General features: G+C 53.7%; 20 protein-coding genes. All 20 read right to left on the bottom strand.

Features of this window, described 5'->3' with window-relative positions; translation table 11 throughout:
• Nucleotides 1-338: 338 nt before the first annotated feature.
• Nucleotides 339-1,649: a tail fiber domain-containing protein gene (locus D5067_RS05720; protein ID WP_119938495.1), complete on the bottom strand. Its 1,311-nt coding sequence runs from the start codon at nt 1,647-1,649 to the stop codon at nt 339-341.
• 66 nt (nt 1,650-1,715) lie between these two features.
• Nucleotides 1,716-5,573, bottom strand: a complete 3,858-nt coding sequence (locus tag D5067_RS05715; RefSeq protein ID WP_243544820.1) for a TipJ family phage tail tip protein — start codon at nt 5,571-5,573, stop codon at nt 1,716-1,718.
• 51 nt (nt 5,574-5,624) lie between these two features.
• A complete protein-coding gene (locus D5067_RS05710; RefSeq protein WP_119935888.1) occupies nt 5,625-6,215 on the bottom strand; it encodes a tail assembly protein in 591 nt (196 codons plus the stop codon).
• Between the two features lie 57 nt (nt 6,216-6,272).
• Complete coding sequence (locus D5067_RS05705) at nt 6,273-6,686, bottom strand: hypothetical protein (RefSeq protein ID WP_119935889.1); 414 nt, start codon at nt 6,684-6,686, stop codon at nt 6,273-6,275.
• A 33-nt stretch (nt 6,687-6,719) separates the two neighbouring features.
• Entirely contained in the window at nt 6,720-7,427 is a 708-nt protein-coding gene (locus tag D5067_RS05700) for a C40 family peptidase (protein ID WP_119935890.1), read from the bottom strand.
• Nucleotide 7,428: 1 nt separating this feature from the next.
• Nucleotides 7,429-8,184, bottom strand: a complete 756-nt coding sequence (locus D5067_RS05695; protein WP_119935891.1) for a phage minor tail protein L — start codon at nt 8,182-8,184, stop codon at nt 7,429-7,431.
• Nucleotides 8,181-8,528 (bottom strand): phage tail protein, encoded by a 348-nt coding sequence (locus tag D5067_RS05690; protein WP_119935892.1) that lies wholly within the window; start codon nt 8,526-8,528, stop codon nt 8,181-8,183. The genes D5067_RS05695 and D5067_RS05690 overlap by 4 nt, the downstream gene beginning before the upstream one ends.
• A 3-nt stretch (nt 8,529-8,531) precedes the next feature.
• Entirely contained in the window at nt 8,532-11,669 is a 3,138-nt protein-coding gene (locus tag D5067_RS05685) for a phage tail tape measure protein (protein ID WP_119935893.1), read from the bottom strand.
• The gene (locus D5067_RS05680) at nt 11,653-11,925 is read right to left on the bottom strand and encodes a phage tail assembly protein T (protein ID WP_235843270.1); all 273 of its coding nucleotides are present in this window, start codon (nt 11,923-11,925) and stop codon (nt 11,653-11,655) included. Before D5067_RS05680 ends, D5067_RS05685 begins: the two co-directional genes overlap by 17 nt.
• Before the next feature lie 50 nt (nt 11,926-11,975).
• The gene (gene gpG / locus D5067_RS05675) at nt 11,976-12,407 is read right to left on the bottom strand and encodes a phage tail assembly chaperone G (protein ID WP_119935895.1); all 432 of its coding nucleotides are present in this window, start codon (nt 12,405-12,407) and stop codon (nt 11,976-11,978) included.
• Nucleotides 12,408-12,417: 10 nt separating this feature from the next.
• Nucleotides 12,418-13,161, bottom strand: a complete 744-nt coding sequence (locus D5067_RS05670; protein ID WP_112000960.1) for a phage tail protein — start codon at nt 13,159-13,161, stop codon at nt 12,418-12,420.
• A gap of 9 nt (nt 13,162-13,170) precedes the next feature.
• Nucleotides 13,171-13,572, bottom strand: a complete 402-nt coding sequence (locus D5067_RS05665) for a phage minor tail U family protein (protein WP_119935896.1) — start codon at nt 13,570-13,572, stop codon at nt 13,171-13,173.
• Nucleotides 13,569-14,147 carry a phage tail protein gene (locus D5067_RS05660; protein WP_119935897.1) on the bottom strand — a complete coding sequence of 193 codons (579 nt, stop codon included), beginning with the start codon at nt 14,145-14,147 and terminating at the stop codon, nt 13,569-13,571. Before D5067_RS05660 ends, D5067_RS05665 begins: the two co-directional genes overlap by 4 nt.
• A gap of 9 nt (nt 14,148-14,156) precedes the next feature.
• Entirely contained in the window at nt 14,157-14,399 is a 243-nt protein-coding gene (locus D5067_RS05655) for a hypothetical protein (protein WP_001704119.1), read from the bottom strand.
• A 25-nt stretch (nt 14,400-14,424) separates the two neighbouring features.
• A complete protein-coding gene (locus D5067_RS05650) occupies nt 14,425-14,751 on the bottom strand; it encodes a DUF2190 family protein (protein ID WP_119935898.1) in 327 nt (108 codons plus the stop codon).
• An 83-nt stretch (nt 14,752-14,834) separates the two neighbouring features.
• Nucleotides 14,835-16,868 (bottom strand): ClpP-like prohead protease/major capsid protein fusion protein, encoded by a 2,034-nt coding sequence (locus D5067_RS05645; protein ID WP_374208582.1) that lies wholly within the window; start codon nt 16,866-16,868, stop codon nt 14,835-14,837.
• A complete protein-coding gene (locus tag D5067_RS05640; protein WP_010429887.1) occupies nt 16,795-18,294 on the bottom strand; it encodes a phage portal protein in 1,500 nt (499 codons plus the stop codon). Before D5067_RS05640 ends, D5067_RS05645 begins: the two co-directional genes overlap by 74 nt.
• A complete protein-coding gene (locus D5067_RS05635; RefSeq protein ID WP_001704123.1) occupies nt 18,291-18,506 on the bottom strand; it encodes a DUF6148 family protein in 216 nt (71 codons plus the stop codon). The genes D5067_RS05640 and D5067_RS05635 overlap by 4 nt, the downstream gene beginning before the upstream one ends.
• Nucleotides 18,503-20,605, bottom strand: coding sequence for a phage terminase large subunit family protein (locus D5067_RS05630; RefSeq protein ID WP_119935899.1), 2,103 nt, complete (start codon nt 20,603-20,605; stop codon nt 18,503-18,505). Before D5067_RS05630 ends, D5067_RS05635 begins: the two co-directional genes overlap by 4 nt.
• Nucleotides 20,605-21,093: a DUF1441 family protein gene (locus D5067_RS05625; RefSeq protein ID WP_119935900.1), complete on the bottom strand. Its 489-nt coding sequence runs from the start codon at nt 21,091-21,093 to the stop codon at nt 20,605-20,607. Before D5067_RS05625 ends, D5067_RS05630 begins: the two co-directional genes overlap by 1 nt.
• Between the last annotated feature and the right edge of the window lie 39 nt (nt 21,094-21,132).

Genomic DNA, 21,132 nt, shown 5'->3' with positions numbered 1-21,132 from the left:
CCGCCGAAATTACTGGCGCAGTGAATTAGTCGAATTTTGAAGCATGTTTTGCATGTGCTGACGTGTACGTTTATGGTGCCGTGAGTGAGAATTTATCCCTACCAGCTATGTGAGACGCTGCGGTCAGTGATTTTTCGTTCCAAACGGCCATTTCTTTACTGTCCGGTTGACGGCGGTCTTACGTACAGGCAGACAACCGCAAAAATTATTCGTCACGGAATTTTCGGCGGTTCCGGCGTACAACCCCAAATTAACATCCGCTCATCGCTCAAAGCAGACTGTCAGATTTGATAGTCTGCTGCCAGATAAAACTGTCAGGTCAAGTCTGAGCTAATACACTATATCGCGGATCGGGCTTTGAGTCCGGCAAGCTCACTCTCTATGCTTTTTACCCGGTTGGCCAGCTCCTTCATGGCCTCAACATACAGTGCGCTCATTGCGCTGTAGTCCACGGTTTTGAGATCGTTAATCTCTTCTCCGGTCGGAGTAATGCCGTTTGCGCCAGAACTCACAGCAACGGGCAACACTTTTTCTAAATCCTGAGCGATAATGCCTGCGCTGTGCACCGATTCCGATTCAGTCAGTTGGATGCCGAACGTATAACCCGTCAGGGAACAAATCTTATCAAGAGCGTTACTGATGGGCTCTTTATCGAATTTTACTCGCTCATCCGAGGTCTGATTCATCGTGACACAGGTAAACTTACCATCGGCTCCAAATGCAAACGAGTAACCGTTAGAGCCGCCATTATCATTGTTGTCAGGTCGGATCTGAATAATTCCTGTTTGGCTGGAATAAATTACCCCCCTGGATGCCCCTCCGGTACCATAAAACCACAGGTGGGCATTTTGATTGTCAGCTGAAGCTAAAACAGCAATTTTAGTTTTGCACTCCATATCAGAAGTGGTCGCAATTTTTGCAGAGGCGCTAATGCTGTTCTGACAGGTAATAGGGTTACGAAATTCGAAGCTGTCGCCAATGAAAACGTATTTTCCGCCGTAGAATGTGAAGTCTCCTTTCCCTATCGCACCATTAGAGTTGCCGCCGCACAGGATGCGCGCGTCATAGTCATTAGTGCCCAAGAAATGGAAATCAACGTAGCTGGCAGTAGAGGCTTTTTTGGCACCAATTTCGAGGCTTGCGAAGTTCGCTGTATTGGTATCTCCTAAACCGAGGTTTGTGCGAGCGTCTTCTGCCTTCGTTGCCCCGGTCCCGCCGTCGGCGATTGCAAGCGCACCATTGCTCCCTTTCTGCGCAAGTTTACCGATTCCGGGGATCGTTACAGGGCTGCCGTTGATAGTAACGGTGATGCTCTGGTTCGCCGAGGTGGTGGCGAACGTCTCCCACGCGCCAATATTCTCGTCGTACTCTTTGATGAGCTGTGACATGGCCTGCGCAAGGCCGTCGACCGAGATATTGTCTGACACAAGGATTCCATACTTCTGGCCGCTCAGCGCCGGGGAAGCGCTAGGCGTAACTGTCATTGACGTGGCGCTGTTCACGGTTGAAATCTGGAACAGCTGTACCGGGTTAGACATCACGATAATCGTCTGGCCAGCGCGGACCTGGCTGGCTGGTGCTGTCCAGTTCGTGCCGGTGCCAGTTGCAGTATTTCCGTTAATGGCTATAGTTCCAGTGTTATAAAGCATATTTTCTCCAGACAATAAAAAACCCGCCAAATAGCGGGTTTGAGAACAGTAAATTCATTATCGTAATTACAACTGTGTAAACGAACCGGTGCCTCGCATAATTAACATCGCAGGCGATTTAATTGATACGCCACCACCTTCAGCCCTCGCAACAATAGAGCAATCAACTACTCTGGCTGATGTTCTTACAGAAAATATAATTGCTGAGCAATCTGTTGTGCTGTATGCAGAAACCCCTTGATTACTTAACTGAACGACAAACTGTTTAGATGCACCTGCGATAGTGACCGTTACTCTCGCAGTGCCTGCTGTAGCTGGACGATATGAATCAATCATACACATAACGAGTACTTGTTTGTCCAGGGAGCCTGTAGTGCTGTCAGTATATCTGAACGACCTTTTTGTATCGGTATTTCCCGCAGTCATTTCCGTATCTGCAAACACATAACCGTTAGCTACGTCGCCAATGAAACTTGTTGCCTCAACCGTGCCTTTGAATTTTCCACTCGTTGCATTTATCTCTCCGGTAAAACTCCCATTGGTTGCATACACAGTTCCACGGATGGTCACATTATTGAATGTTGCATAACCGGATTTGTTGATATGCCAGCCAACGTTCCCTGTCCCGTCCCAGGTTGTCGACTGGATGTAGCTGCCGATTTTTAGGTTGCTGATTGTCCCATCACCAATGACTGTGTCCCGGATTATCGTTTGCCCGTTCTGAATAACGAACGGAAGCGTAACGGTCGCTCCGGCCTGGTGAGTCACCGCGAAACGGTCAGCCAGGAAGATAACCTGCGACTGCATGCCGGATGGCGTATTCTCAACGCCGATCCCCATCCCCGCGGCGTAATACTGCCCGTTGCTGGAGACGCCAACCTTGATGTTGTACATCGCGCTCAGGTCGCCATTTACGTTCGCTATCGCCTGAGCGTTAGTTGTAATGGCTGAGGTATGCCCGTTCACCGTCGCCGTTATGCCGTTTATCTGCGTGGCCGTAGCCTGCTGATAGTCGGAGAACGTCTGATTCAGGCTGTTGATGGATGCCTTGTTACCGTTGACGTCCGTCTGCAGGCTCAGCAGCGAGCGCGCCGTTGCCTCCTTCTCGTTAACGATTACCTCATCAATACGATCCAGCTGCGCACTGTTACCGGCGACCGTTGCGGATAGCCTTTTACGCGTGGCCACCTGCGCCAGCCCGTTCTGGATAATGGCAATGGCTGAGTTCTTCACCCCGCCCGTCATGCCGTCCATAGAGACAGAAATTTCATCAATCTTAACTTCGGCCTGGGCCAGCCCGTCAGCATTTTCTTTGATGGCCAGCGCCTGCAGCTCAAGTTCATCGTTGGCCTGTTTGATGTCGTCAGCCATGCCAGCAATTTTTTCATTGCTGTCCACCGCGTTCTCGATCAGGTCTTTGAACGTATCGGAGTCTTTAATTTCCTCCAGGATCACATCTGTGATGTCGGAAACATCGATGCTGGCCTGTCCTCGCACCCATTCTGTGTACCCTGATTCGTTGCCGCTGCGGTCCACCAGCTGCGCGCGGTACCAGAAAATCTGCCCAGCCTTAAGGCCCATCTGCTGATATTTGCGCTGCGGATAAGGCACATCGGCCAGCAGCATCGCATCGTCCTCGGTACCGGTCAGGCTGTACTGAATTTCCGTCTTCAGCGTGTCGTCGGTATTAGCCGGGAATCCCCAGTTCAGCTCGATACCGAATACCACGTTTTCAGAAGCGATGAAGCCAACCGGCTTCGGTGGGTTGCCCACTTTCCCCGTCAGCGTTTTCTCTTCTGAATAGCCCCATCCGGACGAGATTTCTGCGGCATTGATTGCGCGCACGCGCACCAGGTAGCGCCCTGCATAAATCCCGGGGACGTCGAATGACGTGGTGGAGCTGCGCGGCACGTTAACCCAGTTTCCGTCGTTGCGGCGCCATTGCGCTTCATAGGCGATAGCGTTCTGCGCCTGGTCCCAGCTCACGCGCATCGTTTCGACGCTGATATTTTGCTGCACCACAGAAAACGAGCTGATCACGATGTTCGCAGGCGGCGACTGGTTGCCCGGCGGGATCACGCTCACCGGCCGCTGGTCAATGATGGCTCCGGTATCGATACGGGCATATTTATCCGGGTCGTGCGACGCGCCGGTGATTGAGAAAGTACCATCCCCGTTATCAGAGACGCTGACAACACGATACTGCTGCGCATAGAGCTCGTCCGAGTCAACCACCCAAACAGCTTCGGTTTGTGGCGTTTCACTGTATGCCGTGGTGACTGTGACTGATTCCCCGTTCACAGCCTGAATGGTCCTGCTCTGCGACGCTCCGGAGGGTAGGTTGAGAATAAGGCGGTCACCCGCTGCTGCATCTGCCACGCGGTCAAGTTTGATAACGCGACCGTTAACGGCGCTGATGCGGCCGCCCATAACCTTTCCGGAAAGCAGCTCGTCTGCCACGGCAATGATGTAGCCCGGCTGCGGAATGTTTCCGTCAAGCCCAACATCAAACGAAACCACGCGATCCTTATTGTTTGTCAGAATCCCCCAGCGCCCTTTCCTGTTCGCCTCCGACTGTCGGGTACAACCGATGGCTGTCATTTCGAGCTGGTTAAACCCTCGGTAACGCGCCACAAGTGCCTGCTCAAAAACTGGCTCCATCGCATCTGCATAGGCATTGTCCGGATCGGACCATGATACAAGCGCAGATGTATATCGTGTTTTTGACGTGCTGCTCGCATAATTAAACCGCCCATCAATAACGTTCGCACGTGTGTAGCTGAAGTCCACATCGCGGGGCATATCCGCCAGTGCTACAATCTGATCTCCGCCCCAGTACGTCATCCCCCTGAATATGGCAGCAAAGTCCCTCAGCACTGTATAGGCGTCGTTTCTTTCCTGAACGTATACATTACAGATATAGCGCGGCTCTGTGCCGCTACCGCCTTTACCGTCGGGCACCTGCTGATCACAATATTGCGCCACTTGATAAAGCGTCCATTTATCAATATTCGCAGCAGTAAGACGATCACCCAGTCCGAAACGGTCGGTGACAACCAGATCGTAAAAAATCCAGGCTGGATTATCTGTCCACGCCCACTTGAACGCCCCGGTCCATGTACCACTATAGGTGCGGGTTTCGGGGTCGTAAGTATCAGGAACGCGGATAACGCGGCCGCGTGGTTCGCAGGATATCTGCGGGATTGAGCCGTTAAACTGGCTGGAATCGAATTCGATGTAGAGTAGCGCTGTGTTGGGATAGCGTAACTTGGCGTCAACCACCTCAGTGAAGCTCTGCAGCGTCATCGTGTCGCCGATCTTCGCGCTGTTGGCATCAGAAGTAATCTTACGCAGTCTGATTGTCCAGGTGCTGCCAGCCTGCGGTAAATCGATACGGTGGCTGCGCTCGTAACCAGACGTCGTTTTTCCGGTCACACTTGTATTGAGTACCGTCTGCCATGCGCCGCCGTCAGTCTGCAGGTCAATCGCATAATTAACAGAGTAACCGACCAGATCGCCGTCGTCCTCCTGCTTGAAAAGCGAGGACCATTTCAGGCGCAGGCGAATTGCTGAAAGCTGCGTATTGGTAAACGTGCGCGTCCAGGCTGTGGAACTTGACACCTCAGTTCCCACGCTGATTTCGTTTTCGGTACCGGGAATACCCTGAATGTACTTCTGGGCCTGAGTCCCTGCGCGAAATTCCCACGAAACGCCACTGAAGTTTTGGGAGCCGTCAGCATTCTCCAGCGCCGTTCCGTCCAGGTAGATATCTTTGTCGGTTAGCTGTCCTGCAAACTCCCCTTCCCCAAGCGCAATGAGGATTTTTGCCTTCGCTACAGATTGCAGATCATCAGGCTGTTCGGTAGGGGTTCGTGAACTGGAGCTGCCGCCCTTGCGGCCTTTTAACACTTTATCTGTAGCCATATTGCGCCCATAAAAAAGCCACCCGAAGGTGGCCTGAAAAAAGTTAATTATCTACTGCTGATCTTCGACATAAATTCCGGCAGAAATAATCGCTCCGCCTATTCGCCGGCGGCCATAAAGGAGCGGTACCGGGTACCCCTGCGCGGCGGTGTTTGTCACACCGCCGAACGCATACGATGCACGGTTATCTGCGCTTTGTTTGCTAGCTAACCCTGTAGGCTGAGGCGATAGCATTTGAACAACTCCACCAGCGATCATGGCTCCCCCGGCAATCATTACGTTAACCCCCCAGGTTTGGGCGAACCCGAAAGTTGCAATAGCCCCCACTGCCACAATAACAGCTCCTAATATCGTTTGAAGTAGCCCTGCTTTTTTACTTCCAATGATTACTGGTACAATTCTTATCACTTCACCAGTGACAGGAAATCCCAAATCATCTATACCTATGTTTTTCTTTCCTTTAAAAACTGCAAAAGTTAACCCTCGGCGCTGACTATTGATCATATAGCTTTCAAACCCAGGAATTGTTTTCGCTAGAGCCGTCCCGGCTTCCGATACCTTATTGATTAACCGCTGATGAGTTTTACCGAATATTTTACCCGGTGCACCACCAAGTTCAATTCGAGTCATTATTTCAGACATTCTTACCTCTCATAATAAAAAACCCCGCCGTAGCGAGGTTTTAAATGTTTATTTTAATTAAAAAGCTGTGGGGTATATACCAAAATCACCATTAGTTCCGTATCCAATCCTGAACATAAGCACATTGTCTTCGGTCACCTTACCTGACTGCTCACTCATGCCTCCGCCACACATCCCTTTAGGCCAAGCGCTAAAGATATGATCTCCAACTTTTGGATAGAGAGTTACCTTTTGAGCAGTGTCTAAGTCCGCGATTTCCTTTCCATCAACATAAACTCTTGTCATGCATGCACTGCCCATAAAACCAGAGTCACGTTTGATAATTACCTTTCCTGCGCCTTCTTTCTTAACTAATAGTGTATTATTGATGACCTGTTTTGCTGGAACATCTTGTGCTTGCTCATTTGTTACCGGCTTAGTAGCGCAACCAGCAACCATGAATATGGTGGCTAAAATTAATATTCTTTTCATATCCCTATCCCCTCTGGTTTTTACAAAAGGTTATCACAGAGATTTGTAACGGAGAATCTTCATCGTTCTTTCCTGCCAGTAGCCACCATACGGCACGCGCTGGCTCAGATGTCCGTACAGATGGTGCAGCAGCATATTGCCCTCCAGAAGAATTCCCGCGTGATTCCACTTATCAGCCTGGACCTGCATGATCACCATATCGCCGGGTTTCGGTGGCCCGTCGAATTCACGGAATCCGCACTCATACCAGCAATCCTGATAAAAGTTGTCAGAATAGTCGCTTTCCCACCAGGGATAATCCACCCGATAATCATGGAGCTCGATACCATGCGTTTGCCGGAAATAGCTCATTATCAGCCCCCAGCAGTCGAAGTGGCCAAGCAAAAACGGACGCTCCAGCAGCGGCAATTCTCCGCGCGGCTGGATGGTGCGTAAATCCCCCTCCGGCCAGCTTACGATGTGCCAGGGTAAAAGCGTTGCATCGCATTGCGCTTTATCCAGTTCGCTTGGTTGCGTCGTAGCGTCAGGGTGGCTGTGTGCGATGGCGATCACCGTTCCCCAGTCCTCAGCAGCTGCATAGTCTTCGGGGCAAAGGGCAAAATTGTCCTCCGGCGCCGCGGCAAGATTCCGGCACGGGAAATAACGTTCAACGCGGCTTTTCTGCGCCACCACGCCGCAACACTCACGAGGATATTCAGCGGCAGCATGTGCCATAATCGCATCGATGGTTTTCTGACGCATATCAACTCCTGATCAAAGACGTGCCCGGGAAGCCACCAAACGGCAGTTCGTTAGCATCTCCATGTCGAAGTTTGCAGGCAGACAGCGTTCCGTTGCATTCATCCTTCGAAGGATCGTCAACCGGATTATTGTGCTTATCGAAATAGCGCGTTCCGACATAATCACAGCCGTCGCCGGTTCGATATTTGTTCCGGATGCACCAGGTACACAGAGAATGCAGCTGGCGTGTTGGAATCATCAGCTCCTGCAAGTCCATCGGGCTGGAAAGCGTAAATTCCACAATCTCGTTCGTCTCACTGCTTTTGGCATCGATGTAGAACACCTTAAGCTTTTCCTGCGTAGGGTCTGCCGTAGCATTGCCGTCTGGAAAGTTCTGCGTATCAAGGTATTTTGCCAGCGTGTCATGGATCGTCACCTTAGCCTGCAGCAGGTCATCATAGGCAAGACATAATGCGGTGATCGAACTATCCAGGTTGGCAACTGAAAGCTTCGGCTGGGCTGAGTTGCCATCCGTTGACGTCTCTATACCTTCAATCTGGCACGGCCAGGCCGAGTACTCTTCCCCCTGCCACCAGATACTTTTGGCAGGAAGTTTGGTTTCATCTCCGCCTGCTGCGAGAATCTCCTGTTCAGTATGAGGAATGTTGTAGGCGTGGAATCGTAAAATCTCACCCACCCCAAAAGCACTTCCGTCCACTTCAAAGAGCCTTACCTCACTGCCGGGCTCCAGCTTTTGATAATCTGCGTTTAAGCTCATGGTTTGAATGCCTGTTCGAAAGTTGCAGTAACGGTTTCAACTTTTTTATTCAGTGTGACTCGCTGCAGGCTGTCTGCCTCTACGCGCCACAACGTCAACTCACCGCCTGGCGGAGTGAACGAGAACGATGTTGTTTTATGTCTCCGGAGGAAGGCATGAATCTCCCTGGCTGTAACCGGATCGCCGGTAAAAGAGAAGGCATAATTCAACACCTCATCGTTCAGACCCGACCCGCTCACCTGTTTATACCCATCGCCAAACTGTGCCGTTCTGATGGTGTCTTTACTGCTCAGCGTCGGCTGACTGGCGGCCTGAATGCGCCAGCCAAAATGCTCTATGGCCATTAGTTACCTCTGTTTATTAGCATTCCAGATAATCCCACCAGGTCTTATTTCACGGGCTATCCCATCCCGCACAGAGCGATCGACCACTTTCTGGTAAGCCTGAGCGAGTGCACCACCATTTTGTTGCTGCTTCTGGTCGCTGGATTGTCCGGTTGTAACTGAAACAGGAGCGTAAACACTCACGCCCCCCATACCAGCAGCTGCATTACCCCCCCCTACCAGACCGCCCGTGGCGTACCCACGCATAAGCCGATAAAGGTTGCTTACACCAATACGGCTGGTTGACTCTTTGGTGAAGACGAACTCTCCCCGGTGGACAACACCGGCAGGCTCATACTTTCCACCATGCCCTGTGTAACCACCCACGTCGTAGCCAGGGGGCCGGAAAGACGGTACCGCGAATGACTGTCCTGCAGAGGCCGTATTAGTTCCGCTACTTATCCAGCCCATTGCACTCTGGATGGCATAAGCCACCAGAAGCTGGTTAATAACGTTTACTATCATTTTGAGGATCGAGGTGGTGAAGTCCCTGAAGCTGGCTTTGCCGGTTGTCACAAGGCTGGTGAGCTGGCCCGCCAGCCCGGTGAATGTGGCCTGAGAAATTTGCTGTACCGAGCTGAAAACGTTTGTTGCTGAATCCTGATATTCAGCCCAGCCCTGCTTAGCTCCGGCCAGCCAGTTCGCGCGAAGGGCATCTTCATCCGCAAAAGTTGCCCTTTGATCTTCAAGCACCTTTTTCTGCGCTGCCGGATTGTAGGCATAGGTTTCGCTGAGACGCTCTAAGGTTGATTCTCTCCCGGCCTGTCGGCTGGAAACACCCTCAGACTGAGCCTTCAAACCCGCCCTCGCGGCTTTTTGTTGCTGCTCAAACTTCACGGCCTGATCGGCCAGCTGATTGAGCTTCTGCTGGCTGGCAACCTTATCGCCCAGGTCGGCCAGCTGCCGCTTGTACTCGAGCGTTTCTTCCTTGTGCGCCAGCAGGGATTTTTCCTGCGCCGTAAGCTGACGACGCCCCGCGGCCTCCTGCAGAACGGTGAACTGATTTTCAGTCTGCCAGAGATCCTGACGCTGTTTGCTTATGACGTCGTTCACGCTGGTATGCTGCTCAAGCGTTTTAAGCTGGGCCTGAAGGGTAAGAAGTTCGGCCTGCGCCTTTTCCTCGGCTTTGTCCCCGGCGGGCGTTGAGTAGCTTTTGCCTTTCGGCGTTTTGGGATCCTTCCACTGCTTTTCAATCCCGGCGCGAGCTGCGGCAATGTCCTTTTCAGTCCACAGCGTGGCGACACCGTCTTTCGCATCCTGGCGGTTTTTCTCAATAAGCTGACTGAGCTTTTTCTCTGCTGAAGCACGCTTTTCTGCCGCCGTCGCGCCGGACTCCACCAGCTGGTTGAACTGCTGCTGGCTGCGGATTGCCTGAGCCTGCTGGTCCGTTCGCATTTTTTCCCGCGCGGCTGCCAGCCCTTCCTGGGCGTATTGCTGATCGGCAAGATCGTAAGCCTGTTTTTTCAGCTCCACCTGCTGGCGCGCGTTTCTCAGTCTTTCCGCATCAGCTTTTTGCAGAACGTTGTTACCGGCATAATCCGGGTCGACCTTAAGATTGCTGGAAAGCGCGCGGTACTCTTTCTCTGCTGCCTGCCATTCAGCAAAAGAGTCCTGGCGCTTCATCGCGGTGTCAGGATTACGCCCAACGCCCAGCATTGCATCCCACGCACCGGAGGCGGCACTTTTCACCCAGTTCCAGGCTTTTTCGAGGGTTCCGAGATTATCCTCGACCGCACCGGCACGCTGAATGACCGCGTCGGAATATGCCCTCATGGCCAGCTCGGCGGCCTTTTGCGAATCCCCCAGCGCCTGAGCAGAGGCAATCTGTTCATACTGGGTGGCCGTCAGAAAGTGCAGGGAATCATTGAGCGTCGCGACCGCGTTAACCGGATCATCCTTCAGGCGTTTAAACTGATTTATGGTTTCGTCAACGGCCTGCCCGGTAGCCTGCTGCAGCCTGGCGGCAACATTGCTGACCATGCTGACGTCATTACCGCTGAACGCGCCGCTGCCAACGACCTGCGCCAGCACGCCTGCAGCGGCATGCTGCGTGATGCCATTACCTGCCAGCGAGCGCGCCAGCGCCTGCAGCTGCCCTGACGTTTTCCCCGCGTAGTTCCCGGTCAGGATCAGCTGCCTGTTAAATTCCTCAGACTCTTTGCTGCCGTCATACCAGGCTTTACCAAGCCCGAATACCGCCGCGGCAATCCCTCCGACCATGCCGGCGATCCCAAGACCGCGCAGCGACAGAAGCTGGTCTATCCACCCTGCCCGGTTGGCCAGCGTGATCCCGGATCCGCGCAGCGCGCCAAAGTTACCGCGCATGACCTCGCCGATCAGTATCCCCAGCTCCTGCCGTGCGGCAGCACTTTGCAGCCCCAGGCCGTGCGTGGCAACTTTGGCAGCTTCGAGCTTGCGGATATAGACTTCAGCCGCATCGCTGGCACCAACCTGCGCCGCCTTCATGCGCAGCAGCTCGGTACCGGAGAGTTTTTGCTCTGCAACCTGTTGCTTCAACTGGCTGAGGAATCGCGTACGCGCGGCGGCCGATTTTTCCTCCACGATCTGAAGTTCTTTTTGCCGGGCCGTGGTGCGGGAAATAAGGGCAAGATAATCCTGCTGGGTGATATTGCCCTGCGCCCTGGCTGCGCGAAAGCGCGCCTGCACGTTCGCAAGCGACTGTGTTTCACCATTGAGCTGGCGAACGCCGTCAATCTGGCGGAAAAATGATGCCGCCAGTTCATCCTGTCGGCGGGCAAGCGCTGCGGACTGCCCGTCATTTTCACGCATGCGCTGATTAAGCTCGGTCACGCGGCGGTGAGTTTCATCAACGGACTTAGAAACGTTCTGCCAGTCTTTGGTCAGCCCTTCTGTTGCGGCCGACTGGCGGGATTTCATATCTGCGGCAGCCGCCGCGCCAGCGTCGCCCACGGTTTTAAACGCAGCCGCCTGCCGCTCGGAAGCGCGCTGCATTCGCGTTTGGGCTTTTTCAGAGTCCTCAGCCATCCCGGTTAGCTGGCCCTTTATGCGGGCAACCTGCTCACTAAACGTGGCGCTGTCGACGTCAAGGTTGATGACCAGATCGCTAATCTGCTGGGCCATATCGGATACCTCCTGTTATCCCCTCAGCTGCGGCCATCAGCGAATCATCATCCGGCTCATCATTGTTTATGACGATACCGGAAGGAGACAGCAGGCTGAAATGTGCGGGGGTAAGTTCCGGATCGCGGAAGAAAAGAGTGGAGATGGAATAAAGCAGCTCTGAGAAATGCGCATCGAGCTGCGCGTCCTGAAAATAATGCTCCCGGTAGAACTGGTGCCAGTCGCCCAGCTCACTGGAAGTCATTCCAGCCAGCATGGCGCGCCAGTCGGGTCGCCCGAACTCGCGCGCCAGATTCAGGACAAACTTCAGCTCGCTGGCAAGGGCTTTTCCGCCGTAACGGGTTCAGCGCTTTCGGCCTCCGCAGAGGCATCTGAATCGGCAACGCTGTCATCATCAACCGGAACGAGCATGCCGGAGAGCAGCTTTATTTGCATTTCTGCTTTACCGATCGCCTCCGGCGGCCAGCCGCTAAGGACCTGCTGATAAAGCGTTTCCACATCCGTGCCAGCCGGATCGTTATGCCACAAAGACATCGCGATCAAACGCGCACCGCAGCGAATATTTGAGCCAATCAGCCTGGCCGTCATTTGCTGATCGCTGATGCCATCGCTGTCAGCGCTGACGGCTTTTTCCTCTGCGGCCATAAACGTGATGTACTCAATACGCTGAAGCGCCGACAGCTCGAAGATGGTCAGGGATTCTGTTTGCCAGGTGAACTTCTCTTTTTTCAGAAACATGCGTCCTTCCTTACGCTGCAGTTACGGTGACTTTGCAGACCGCAACGAAATTACCGTCGCTGGTCATAACAATGATGTCAGCAGTACCGGCCGCCACCCCCGTCACGGTGATCGTAGTTCCGCTAACGGTAACGGTCGCTTTAGCCCCATCAGAGGTTGCCACGCGGAACGAGGCATCAGAGGCGCTGACAGGATTAACCGTCACATTGAGCGTTGTGGTCATTCCGGCGGCCACGCTGGCCGTGGCTTTATCAAGGGTCACGCCAGTAACAGAAATATTCGGCGCACCGCTTTCTTCAGCCAGTTCCGGCTTGCCGGTATTGGTGATTTTCGCTGTACGGGTAATGACCTCTTTTGCCGGAATGGCTTTACCCAGGCTGCTGCACCAGCCGCGGAAAACGTCGACGGTACCGTTCGGGTATTTGATTTTGTAATAGCGTACCGAGCCATCAATAAACCATGCGACCAGGTCTTTTTGCCCTTCTTCGCCCGGCTTCCAGGCGAGGGTGAACGAGGTATCGCCAGCAGATTTTGCCCCCTGAGCCGTCGCGTTCCAGTCGGCATCCTCGTCGTCGAGGTAAGTGTCGTCATACGATTCGGCGGTCATTTCGCCCGGCGTCAGCTCTTTAATTTTCGCCAGGCGGTTCCAGTCGATATCCGAGAGTGGGTTAGCGAAAGCGTTGCCCGTTCCGGTGTATAGCCAGAGTGTGGTACCGGCACCTTTCACGGGGGCCAGCGGGTTTGGAGTAGGCATAAGTACCTCTTAAATTAAATAGGTGATTAAGTACGTGAAATCGACTGAACCCCAGGTGGCCATTTCATCATCCCGCTGATAGTCATAACCCTGCGGGGTGAACGTCTCGACCAGTTCGGTCAGGTCCGGGATGAAGGCCATTGCCGGATACACCCTCTCTTCCATCCAGGAATCAAGCGCGCTGTCGGGGCTGGAGGCTTTAAGGAATACCTCGATGTGAACAACCGCCTGCCACGAATCTTCGTCAAGCGAATCGCCGGTGTACTCCGCGTCAGAAAGGTATACAGCCACGGCAGGAAGATCCTGCTCTTCAAGAAAAACAGGGCGCCCGTCAAACCAGGTGACCGTGTCGGTGATCTCGGCTTTCAGTTTTGCCAGAATGGCTGCACGAATTGCGCTGTGTCTGTTCATCGCTTCAGGTGGATCCTCAGTTGGTTTTTCAGGGCTGTGGAAAATTCTTTGGGCATATCGCTTTCAATAAGGCGTTTTGAAATAGCGGTGAAGGCCACGGTGAGGGGTGTCTCAAGAGGAACTTTGACCACATCAATCGGATAACGGGCCTGACCTACGCGCCGCATGACCTGCCAGCGCCCGTTCGCAAGCTGTTGGATAAAAGCGTTACGAAAGGTATAGGGCCCGATTTTAAGGACGCTGCCCGCTCCGTTTTTTGCCCCTTTTTTACGCGAGAGCCGGACGCTCGCCGTGCCGAGCTTTATCGCAGGAAGATTACCTCGGTTAATTTTTATCGACGCGACCGGGCGATCGTGACGGGCCTTGCGCAGACGGGAACGCTGGCGGACCAGACGAACCGGGAGCCCCTTTTTCCGGTTATCATCAACTGTTGCTTCTTTCGCTACAGCTTTGCTCCCCTGGCTTATCGTTCTGCTGGCCACCCGGTTAAGTGCTTTTGCGGTTGCCTCAGGAACGATTAACCGGCTGAGGCTGTTCAGGTTCTGAATAGCCCTTTCCAGTCCTTTCACAGACATAGCGCCTCCTCATTCGAGATGGATGCGGGGTTTTCCGTTGAACATGTCATAGCGGGTAACGATCAGGTTCTTACCGTCGTAGTCGACACTGTCATTTCGGCGTGGCTGGTAAAGCTCAGAGAAAACCACCAGCGAAGTACCTGTTCCCGACAATGGCCCCATCTCCTCGAGCTGCTCGGCGGGAACAACGTCATAGCTGCTGCCATTGATGATCGCTGTCTTTCCCATCTTTTTTATGGTGGCCGCGTCCATGCGCGCCGCCATCCGGTCAAAGGGGTTAGGCATTGATCTTAACTTCAATAACGGTGGTGTTTGCCCCTGCATCTTCCCAGGCGATGCCCGCGGCATCGGCGTCCGTCTCTTCGAACGTGATTTTGCCGTCCTTCAGATACACCTGCGCCCCGGCAGTAACCGCATCTGCGGATACTTTTGGCAGGAGGAAAACACCCTCAGTAAAACCGTCCCCGATATCGCCAGCCGGGATATCGGTAATTGCCACCGCGATAAGTTTTCCAACAACAACCGGGTCGCCGCTGTGAACATCGGTTGCACCACTGTTTACCAGAGGGATCGTTTTCCCGTCCTGCGCATAGTTCTTAGCCATAACTTCTCCATTCAGCCCCTTGCGGGGCTGGTTTCAGGTATAAAAAAAGCCCTTACGGGCGTCTGTTTGTCAGGACTGTTTTTTTACTGACCAGTGGATTTGGTCATGCCGCGATGGTCCAGCGGCGCCACACCGGCATCAATACGCACTTTCGTGGCGATACCATCAGTGGTAAAGCCTTCCTGCTGATCGATGTAAGGTGTATCAACGCCGTTCAGATAGGCCACTTCGATGGTGTCAGTTCCGCGAGCAGCTGCCAGATACCAGGCTTTTTCGTCAGCAGCATCCAGGCGAGGTTCAGCGATGACTTCAGCAAAATTGCGGATCGGGTTATCGATACCGGAATTGATATCGGCCCCTTTCACGCTGGCCGATTTAATGGTCTGGTTAGCAAGTGTTTCCAGACCAATAGGAACCAGCACATAGGCAGGACGAATGTTCAACGCTCGTTCGCCCTCTTTTTGCAGGCGCATCAATTTGCGCGCGTCATCGAGCGCAGCCACCGAAATCGCACCAGAAGAGAGGTTTTTATGGTCGGCATGGAACAACGCTTTCCCGTCTGAAAGTTTCGGGTTTTTGGTAAGGATGTCGTATACCAGATCGCCAATAGTGCCTTTGGCGGCGCGACCCATTTTCATCGGTACATCGGTTAGCTGGCTGAGATCATCGTTAATGATGGCCTGCCGGGTTATCGAAAAGATTTCGCCGTAGGTTGCCAGCGCGATGGTTTCGCCTTTGTCCCCTGTGGTGACATATTTGTATTCCGCACCTTCACGCACCTTGCGCAGCGAAGAGAAACCACCCAGGTTAACACGATGAGCGGTCTTAAAATCAGATAGTTGTCCTTTTTTAGTCCACTCCTGGAAGGTTTCTTCCGCCTCATCCCAGCCCTGCAACAGAGATTTGTTCGCCACATCCAGCAGGATATTGCCAAAGTCTGAAGTGCTGTGCGTTAGTGCCAGGCCAACCATTTGCATCGGGTTATAACTGGATACGCCAATACCGCGCTCAGTCAGCGCCATACGGGCATATTCACGAAGGGTCATGCCGTTATAAACGTTATCCCGTTCCTGATTTTCATACCCGCAGCGCGCCATCAGCGCCTGGCGAATACCGTCACCCGTGAAATTGCCGTTCCCGGCGTAAATATGCGCATCAGTAGTTTTGTTGGATGGCGTGGCTGATTTACCCAATTCGGTCAGCAGCAAATCTTTTGCCTGCGCAACAGAGCATTCAGGATCGGCAATACACTTGTTCTGTAACTCAATATGTTTGTTGCCGAACATAGCGAAGAGATCGCCAATACCATTTACACGGGCTTTCTGTTCAGCCAGCACCTGCGCGCGGATCGCATTTTCATCCGGTGCCGGGTCTGTTTTTGCCTGCGGTGCCTGAGGCTGGGTAATAACCGGGTCACGCTGGGTAGTGTTGCGCGGCGGGGTGATCATGTTGCGAATGCTTTTTGGCATTTTTTCAAATTCCTCAATACGTTTTGAATGAATACAGGCCATAGCCTGAAGGGATGGTGTCACCTGGTCGGCAAAACCCAGTTCAAGGCACTCGCTGCCGTTCATCCAGGTTTCGTCCTCCAGCATTGCCGCAATTTCTTCGGTGGATTTTCCGGTTTTCTGCGCATAAGCCGGGATAAGAACGGATTCAACCTTGTCGAGAAGATCCGCATAGTCGCGCATATCGCTCGCGTCACCACCAGCAAACCCCCAGGGCTTATGGATCATCATCATCGTGTTTTCAGGCATGATGACCGGATTGCCTACCATCGCAATCACCGAGGCCATGGAGGCCGCCAGACCGTCGATATGCACGGTAATCGCCGCGCCGTGGTGCTTCAGCGCGTTATAGATAGCAATACCGTCGAAGACATCACCACCGGGCGAGTTGATATAAAGGTTGATATGGGTGACGTCCCCAAGTGCCCGGAGATCATTGACGAACTGTTTCGCCGTTACGCCCCAGTACCCGATTTCGTCATAAATAAAAATGTCGGCCTCGCTGTTATTGCTGGCCTGCATGCGGAACCACGAATTACTTTTTGCGCTGGCTTTCGGACGGTGGCGCGCCCGGTTCTTTGGCTTCGGCACTGGTGCCTCCTTTATCATTGGCGGGGTCGGTGTCAAACACCAGGCCCTGTTCACGGTTCTCGTCAACCTCCGCTTTACGGCGTGACTTAACATCATCCGGGTTGCGACCGCTGGCACGTATCCAGTCGGATTCAGTAGCAGCACCGCCGCGGATCTGCGTTTTCCAGGCATTCGCCTCTTTAACGGGGTCAATCCACGGCATAACGGGCCCCGAATAAACCGCGTTATAAAGCGAGTCCATATCGATGCCTCTCGGCAGCTTGATTTCTCCGGCAGCAATAGCCATCTTCAGCCAGGCTCGGTACATGGGCCGGGTCACTGAACCGATGAACCAGTCCTGAAGAATCAGATATCCGTCGGTTGACTCGACAAGCTCCTGCCGCTGGGCACTGTACGTGCCGTTGTAGTTTCTGGATGTGCTGGAAAAGCTGAGGCGACTGCCGGCGGACACGGCACGCAGCTGTCCGTTACGAAACGACTCGAGGTTAGGGTTCGGGCGATCGGATTTAATCATCCCGATTTCTTCCCCGGCCTGCAGCTCGTCATAGAGCATACCGGGCTGAATCATTAGCTCGCGGTCATCGCTGCTGGAATCAGACTCGAAGCTCTGTCCGTCGCCTTTTTTGATATACATGCCGAGTGCGGCAGCAATTCTGGCAGCGGTAAGCTCCGAGTCCTCGTACTCTTTCAGCGCGCTCAGACGCATCAGAACACCTGACAAAAGAGACGTTCCGCGGGTCTGGTGCAGGCGTCGTGTGAATTTGAGATGAAGCATGTTTTCTGCATCTATCTCTTTGGTATCGAACTGACGCCCGGATACTGGCAGGCTTTTATAGACCTGATATTTTTTCGGGCGCCCCCAGTTATCGACAAAAACGCCCTGATTGAGCTGGGTGGCGGCATCACTGTTCATCGGCACGAAGTCCGGCTCCAGCGCTTCCAACCAGAACGGCACGCCAGCAACCGGCTGAAGACCATTTCCGGTACCGCGAACCAGCTGAGCAAATACCTCACCGTCCCGGAGCCACGTTCGCAGCATCAGCCGCTCCAGCATGGGGCGGGTAAACTGGGTTGTAACATCGGGTCTTACGGACCATTCGCCCCACTTTCTGCGGATATCAGTGGCCAGCTTTTTAGCTATCTTCCCGTTAGTCAGCATCGGATGCGGTTCAACAATGATGCCCTTCGCACCAACCACCCTTTCTTCCAGCTTGTCGAAAACGCCAATCACCAGATCGTGGTTGTTGTCCAGCCAGCGCGCCTGCTGCCTCAGTGAAACCGCCCCCATCTGGCTGAGCTGATCGGCTGAACGATTTTCCTTCTGGGCTTTGTGGGTACGCGTTTGCTTTACCGCCTCATACGCCTTAATAACTGCGCGGGCACGCAGGCGTGAGGCTTTCCAGCCTGGTGAAAACAGGCCAATTGCATCATCTAAAAAACTCATCCAAACCTCGCCAGCCTGTAGCCGGGTCGCCCGCGGCGTTTGTTATTGAGCGTTGCCAGTCGTCGCTCCCATTCCTGACGGCCTTTTCTGATTTCCGACAGGTTTTCGAGCGTCATCTGCTGCCCGTTGAAAGTGATTGATTTCCCCTCCAGAACAGACAGCTCGGCTGCAGCGTAGCGGTCGATCATGTTTTGAATATCTGCTGGATTCACACCCAACCTCCTGACGATGACCAAGGATTAGCCTGCTCGGTTACGGGCTTCTCACGTTTTGGTTTTGATTTAGATTTCGGCGCAGGCGGCGGGGATGGCATTTCGCCAGCTTCCGTCTGCGTGTCCTCGATCCACGTTTCCCGCCGTGCCCACTCAGGAGCAGACGGCCATTTGATTTTTTCGTAACCACTAAGAATGGCGAGCGCGTCGGCATAAACGAGCAGGTCAAATGCTTCGTTTGCGCCCCGGCCGGGCTTACTCCATTTCCCTTCATTAGAGCGTTCCTCATACGTCAGTTCGTCATAGAACCAGCTGCCCAGCCAGGCGGGGAAATGCACATAGCCAGGGCCGGGTGAATCACGCCACAGCGCATTATTCACCCGGTCTTTAAGGGCATCGGTCTGGAGAAGATAAAGAGGCACATCACCCGTCGCCTGTGCGCGGCGCGTTGATCTGCCCGTGTTGTCGGGAAACGTTCGCTGGATAAGTTTGCTACGCCTGACGCTGTCCCCCTTGAAGAGATAGATACGCTTACCCAGCCCTTCACGGCGACATCTGCGCCAGAACTTGTAGGCATTATCCGTCACGCCATCTTCGCCCCCTGAGTCCACGGCCATCGACATCAGCCGCATGCCCTTTGACGGGTCAGTTGTGAGTGGCCACGTTTTATCAAAGACGTCGGTGAGTAAAAGATCCCAGTCCTCCGGATAGCTCGCCGGGTCCACCTGAATGCTTTCCCCGTTGCCGTCGCAGCGCAGCGAATGCCGGATGTTGTAACGGTCAACTATCCAGCGCTCACCCATACTTCCATAACCCGTAATCTGCACAACAAAGCGCCGGTTGCGCCCGGCCTGCACGTCCACGGTCGCAGTGAGAAACTGCACGCCGTCCGGTACCGAACGTTTTGGGACTTCTTCGGCACGCTGCTCGAGCAATTCACTTTTACGCTGCTCCATGCTGGCCCGCGGCAAATAGGGCCTGCCGAAATCGGTGTTGATCACCGTCTTCAGGGTTTCTTCGCTGCGCGTGGATTCATATTCCTGCTCGGCGGTCAGGAACTTATAAATAAGCTGCGCCCAGGTCTGGTAAGCGGCTGCCGGACCTTCCATCCAGAAGGAGGCAATACGGGAACGACGGCCATCACCGCTAACCTGGCCTTTCCTGTCGATGGTTTGCCCGTCCCGGAGCCAGACACATTTCATGTTAAGCGCACGCTTCATGTCCGGTGTGATCCTGCCTTTACAGGCCGGGCACTGTAGAAAAGCCGCTTCGCTGGCAAGCACAGGATCGCTGCTGTCGCGGTACCCGGTCATATTGTCCATTTCCGGCTGGAAATATTCGCCGCAATGCGGGCATGGCCAGTACAGACGACGGCGGTCACCACGGTTATAGAGCGATAAAATTCCGGTGGTCGGAGGGGCTTCATGGGGCGTGGAGCGCCGCCATTTTGTGTCTCTGATATCCCTCCCGGGCGAGCTTTCAACCAGCGTCATCCCGGAGGACATGAATGTCGTGGTACGCTTCGATGCCAGTGAAAAAGCATCCCCCTCCCCGTCGATATCTTCCGGAAAGCGGTCATAATCCGTCAGCGCCACACTTTTATAGTCCGAGGACGACATGATATTGACGGATGGCCAGCCCAGCTTCAGATAGTTACCGGCGCGAAATGTTCGGTCGTAGACGTTGTTATCGTTACGTCTTGGGCTTAGCCGGGTTTTAACTTCAGGGCTACAGCGAAAAGTACGGTCCAGGCGTTTTTTGGAATGCTCGCGCGCTTTTTCCTCAGAAACCTGAATCACAAGCATATCTGCCGGATCGCAGACAACGTTATAAACAATCCAGCCGTCAATCAGCCCGATGGTTTTACCCGTTCGCGCCGGGCCCACAAACACCACCGCATCGTATTCACGCGATGCCAGGCAGTTCATCGGCTCAATCACATAGGGTGCCAGATCCGGATCCCATGGAACTGAGTTTCCCGCCCCCATTGGCACGCGCATATAAGTACTGACCGCATCGGCCACCGGCATACGACGCGGGGCTCGTAGAATACCGGAAACATCGCGGCGGATGTCCCTGGCGGATGCCCGCTTTGCCATCAGTCCTCCTCAGGCTCTTCCTCCTCTTTTTCAGCGTCCTGCACCCTCTCCGCCATCTGGTCGCGCAGATCATCGATAACGCTTTGCACACGAACTACCGCAGCAGGCGTTAAAGCACAGTCGCGTTCGAGCACATCCGGGAGGGTTTCAAGTACCATGACGACGGCTTTCGCCATCAATGAGAATTCTCGCGCCACTTCATCTGCAGGTATTAACTGACCCGTATCCTGTTCGAACTTCAGCCTCTCGTTCTCTGCTTTCCAGTGCGACAACCTGTCAGAGGGGGGCATATCATTGATATTGGCCGAAACGGTAGGGATCATCAGTTCTGTCAGAATGTCAGTCACCAGATAAAGCTTTAATTTGCTGTTGCTGCCAGGCGCGGGTTCGACATTTTTCAGTCTCGCGGCAACCGTCTGACGGTGTACGCCGGTTATCCCTGCCAGCTGGTTGATATTGAGTTTTAAAGTGGCAATTTCCTGGTCCATGATGGTGAACACTTTTTGAACGATTCGACATCTTGCGAA

The organism is Enterobacter huaxiensis (assembly GCF_003594935.2).
GTDB classification, from domain to species: Bacteria; Pseudomonadota; Gammaproteobacteria; order Enterobacterales; family Enterobacteriaceae; genus Enterobacter; species Enterobacter huaxiensis.
The sequence above is the reverse complement of the archived record's forward strand: the minus strand, read 5'-3'. Positions and strand labels throughout refer to the sequence as shown.

What these genes read in the sequence shown, in the direction of transcription:
- D5067_RS05720 (WP_119938495.1), bottom strand. Translation starts at nt 1,649, where the DNA reads ATGCTTTATAACACTGGAACTATAGCCATTAACGGAAATACTGCAACT.
- D5067_RS05715 (WP_243544820.1), bottom strand. Translation starts at nt 5,573, where the DNA reads ATGGCTACAGATAAAGTGTTAAAAGGCCGCAAGGGCGGCAGCTCCAGT.
- D5067_RS05710 (WP_119935888.1), bottom strand. Translation starts at nt 6,215, where the DNA reads ATGTCTGAAATAATGACTCGAATTGAACTTGGTGGTGCACCGGGTAAA.
- D5067_RS05705 (WP_119935889.1), bottom strand. Translation starts at nt 6,686, where the DNA reads ATGAAAAGAATATTAATTTTAGCCACCATATTCATGGTTGCTGGTTGC.
- D5067_RS05700 (WP_119935890.1), bottom strand. Translation starts at nt 7,427, where the DNA reads ATGCGTCAGAAAACCATCGATGCGATTATGGCACATGCTGCCGCTGAA.
- D5067_RS05695 (WP_119935891.1), bottom strand. Translation starts at nt 8,184, where the DNA reads ATGAGCTTAAACGCAGATTATCAAAAGCTGGAGCCCGGCAGTGAGGTA.
- D5067_RS05690 (WP_119935892.1), bottom strand. Translation starts at nt 8,528, where the DNA reads ATGGCCATAGAGCATTTTGGCTGGCGCATTCAGGCCGCCAGTCAGCCG.
- D5067_RS05685 (WP_119935893.1), bottom strand. Translation starts at nt 11,669, where the DNA reads ATGGCCCAGCAGATTAGCGATCTGGTCATCAACCTTGACGTCGACAGC.
- D5067_RS05680 (WP_235843270.1), bottom strand. Translation starts at nt 11,925, where the DNA reads ATGCTGGCTGGAATGACTTCCAGTGAGCTGGGCGACTGGCACCAGTTC.
- gpG (WP_119935895.1), bottom strand. Translation starts at nt 12,407, where the DNA reads ATGTTTCTGAAAAAAGAGAAGTTCACCTGGCAAACAGAATCCCTGACC.
- D5067_RS05670 (WP_112000960.1), bottom strand. Translation starts at nt 13,161, where the DNA reads ATGCCTACTCCAAACCCGCTGGCCCCCGTGAAAGGTGCCGGTACCACA.
- D5067_RS05665 (WP_119935896.1), bottom strand. Translation starts at nt 13,572, where the DNA reads ATGAACAGACACAGCGCAATTCGTGCAGCCATTCTGGCAAAACTGAAA.
- D5067_RS05660 (WP_119935897.1), bottom strand. Translation starts at nt 14,147, where the DNA reads ATGTCTGTGAAAGGACTGGAAAGGGCTATTCAGAACCTGAACAGCCTC.
- D5067_RS05655 (WP_001704119.1), bottom strand. Translation starts at nt 14,399, where the DNA reads ATGGACGCGGCCACCATAAAAAAGATGGGAAAGACAGCGATCATCAAT.
- D5067_RS05650 (WP_119935898.1), bottom strand. Translation starts at nt 14,751, where the DNA reads ATGGCTAAGAACTATGCGCAGGACGGGAAAACGATCCCTCTGGTAAAC.
- D5067_RS05645 (WP_374208582.1), bottom strand. Translation starts at nt 16,868, where the DNA reads ATGATAAAGGAGGCACCAGTGCCGAAGCCAAAGAACCGGGCGCGCCAC.
- D5067_RS05640 (WP_010429887.1), bottom strand. Translation starts at nt 18,294, where the DNA reads ATGAGTTTTTTAGATGATGCAATTGGCCTGTTTTCACCAGGCTGGAAA.
- D5067_RS05630 (WP_119935899.1), bottom strand. Translation starts at nt 20,605, where the DNA reads ATGGCAAAGCGGGCATCCGCCAGGGACATCCGCCGCGATGTTTCCGGT.
- D5067_RS05625 (WP_119935900.1), bottom strand. Translation starts at nt 21,093, where the DNA reads ATGGACCAGGAAATTGCCACTTTAAAACTCAATATCAACCAGCTGGCA.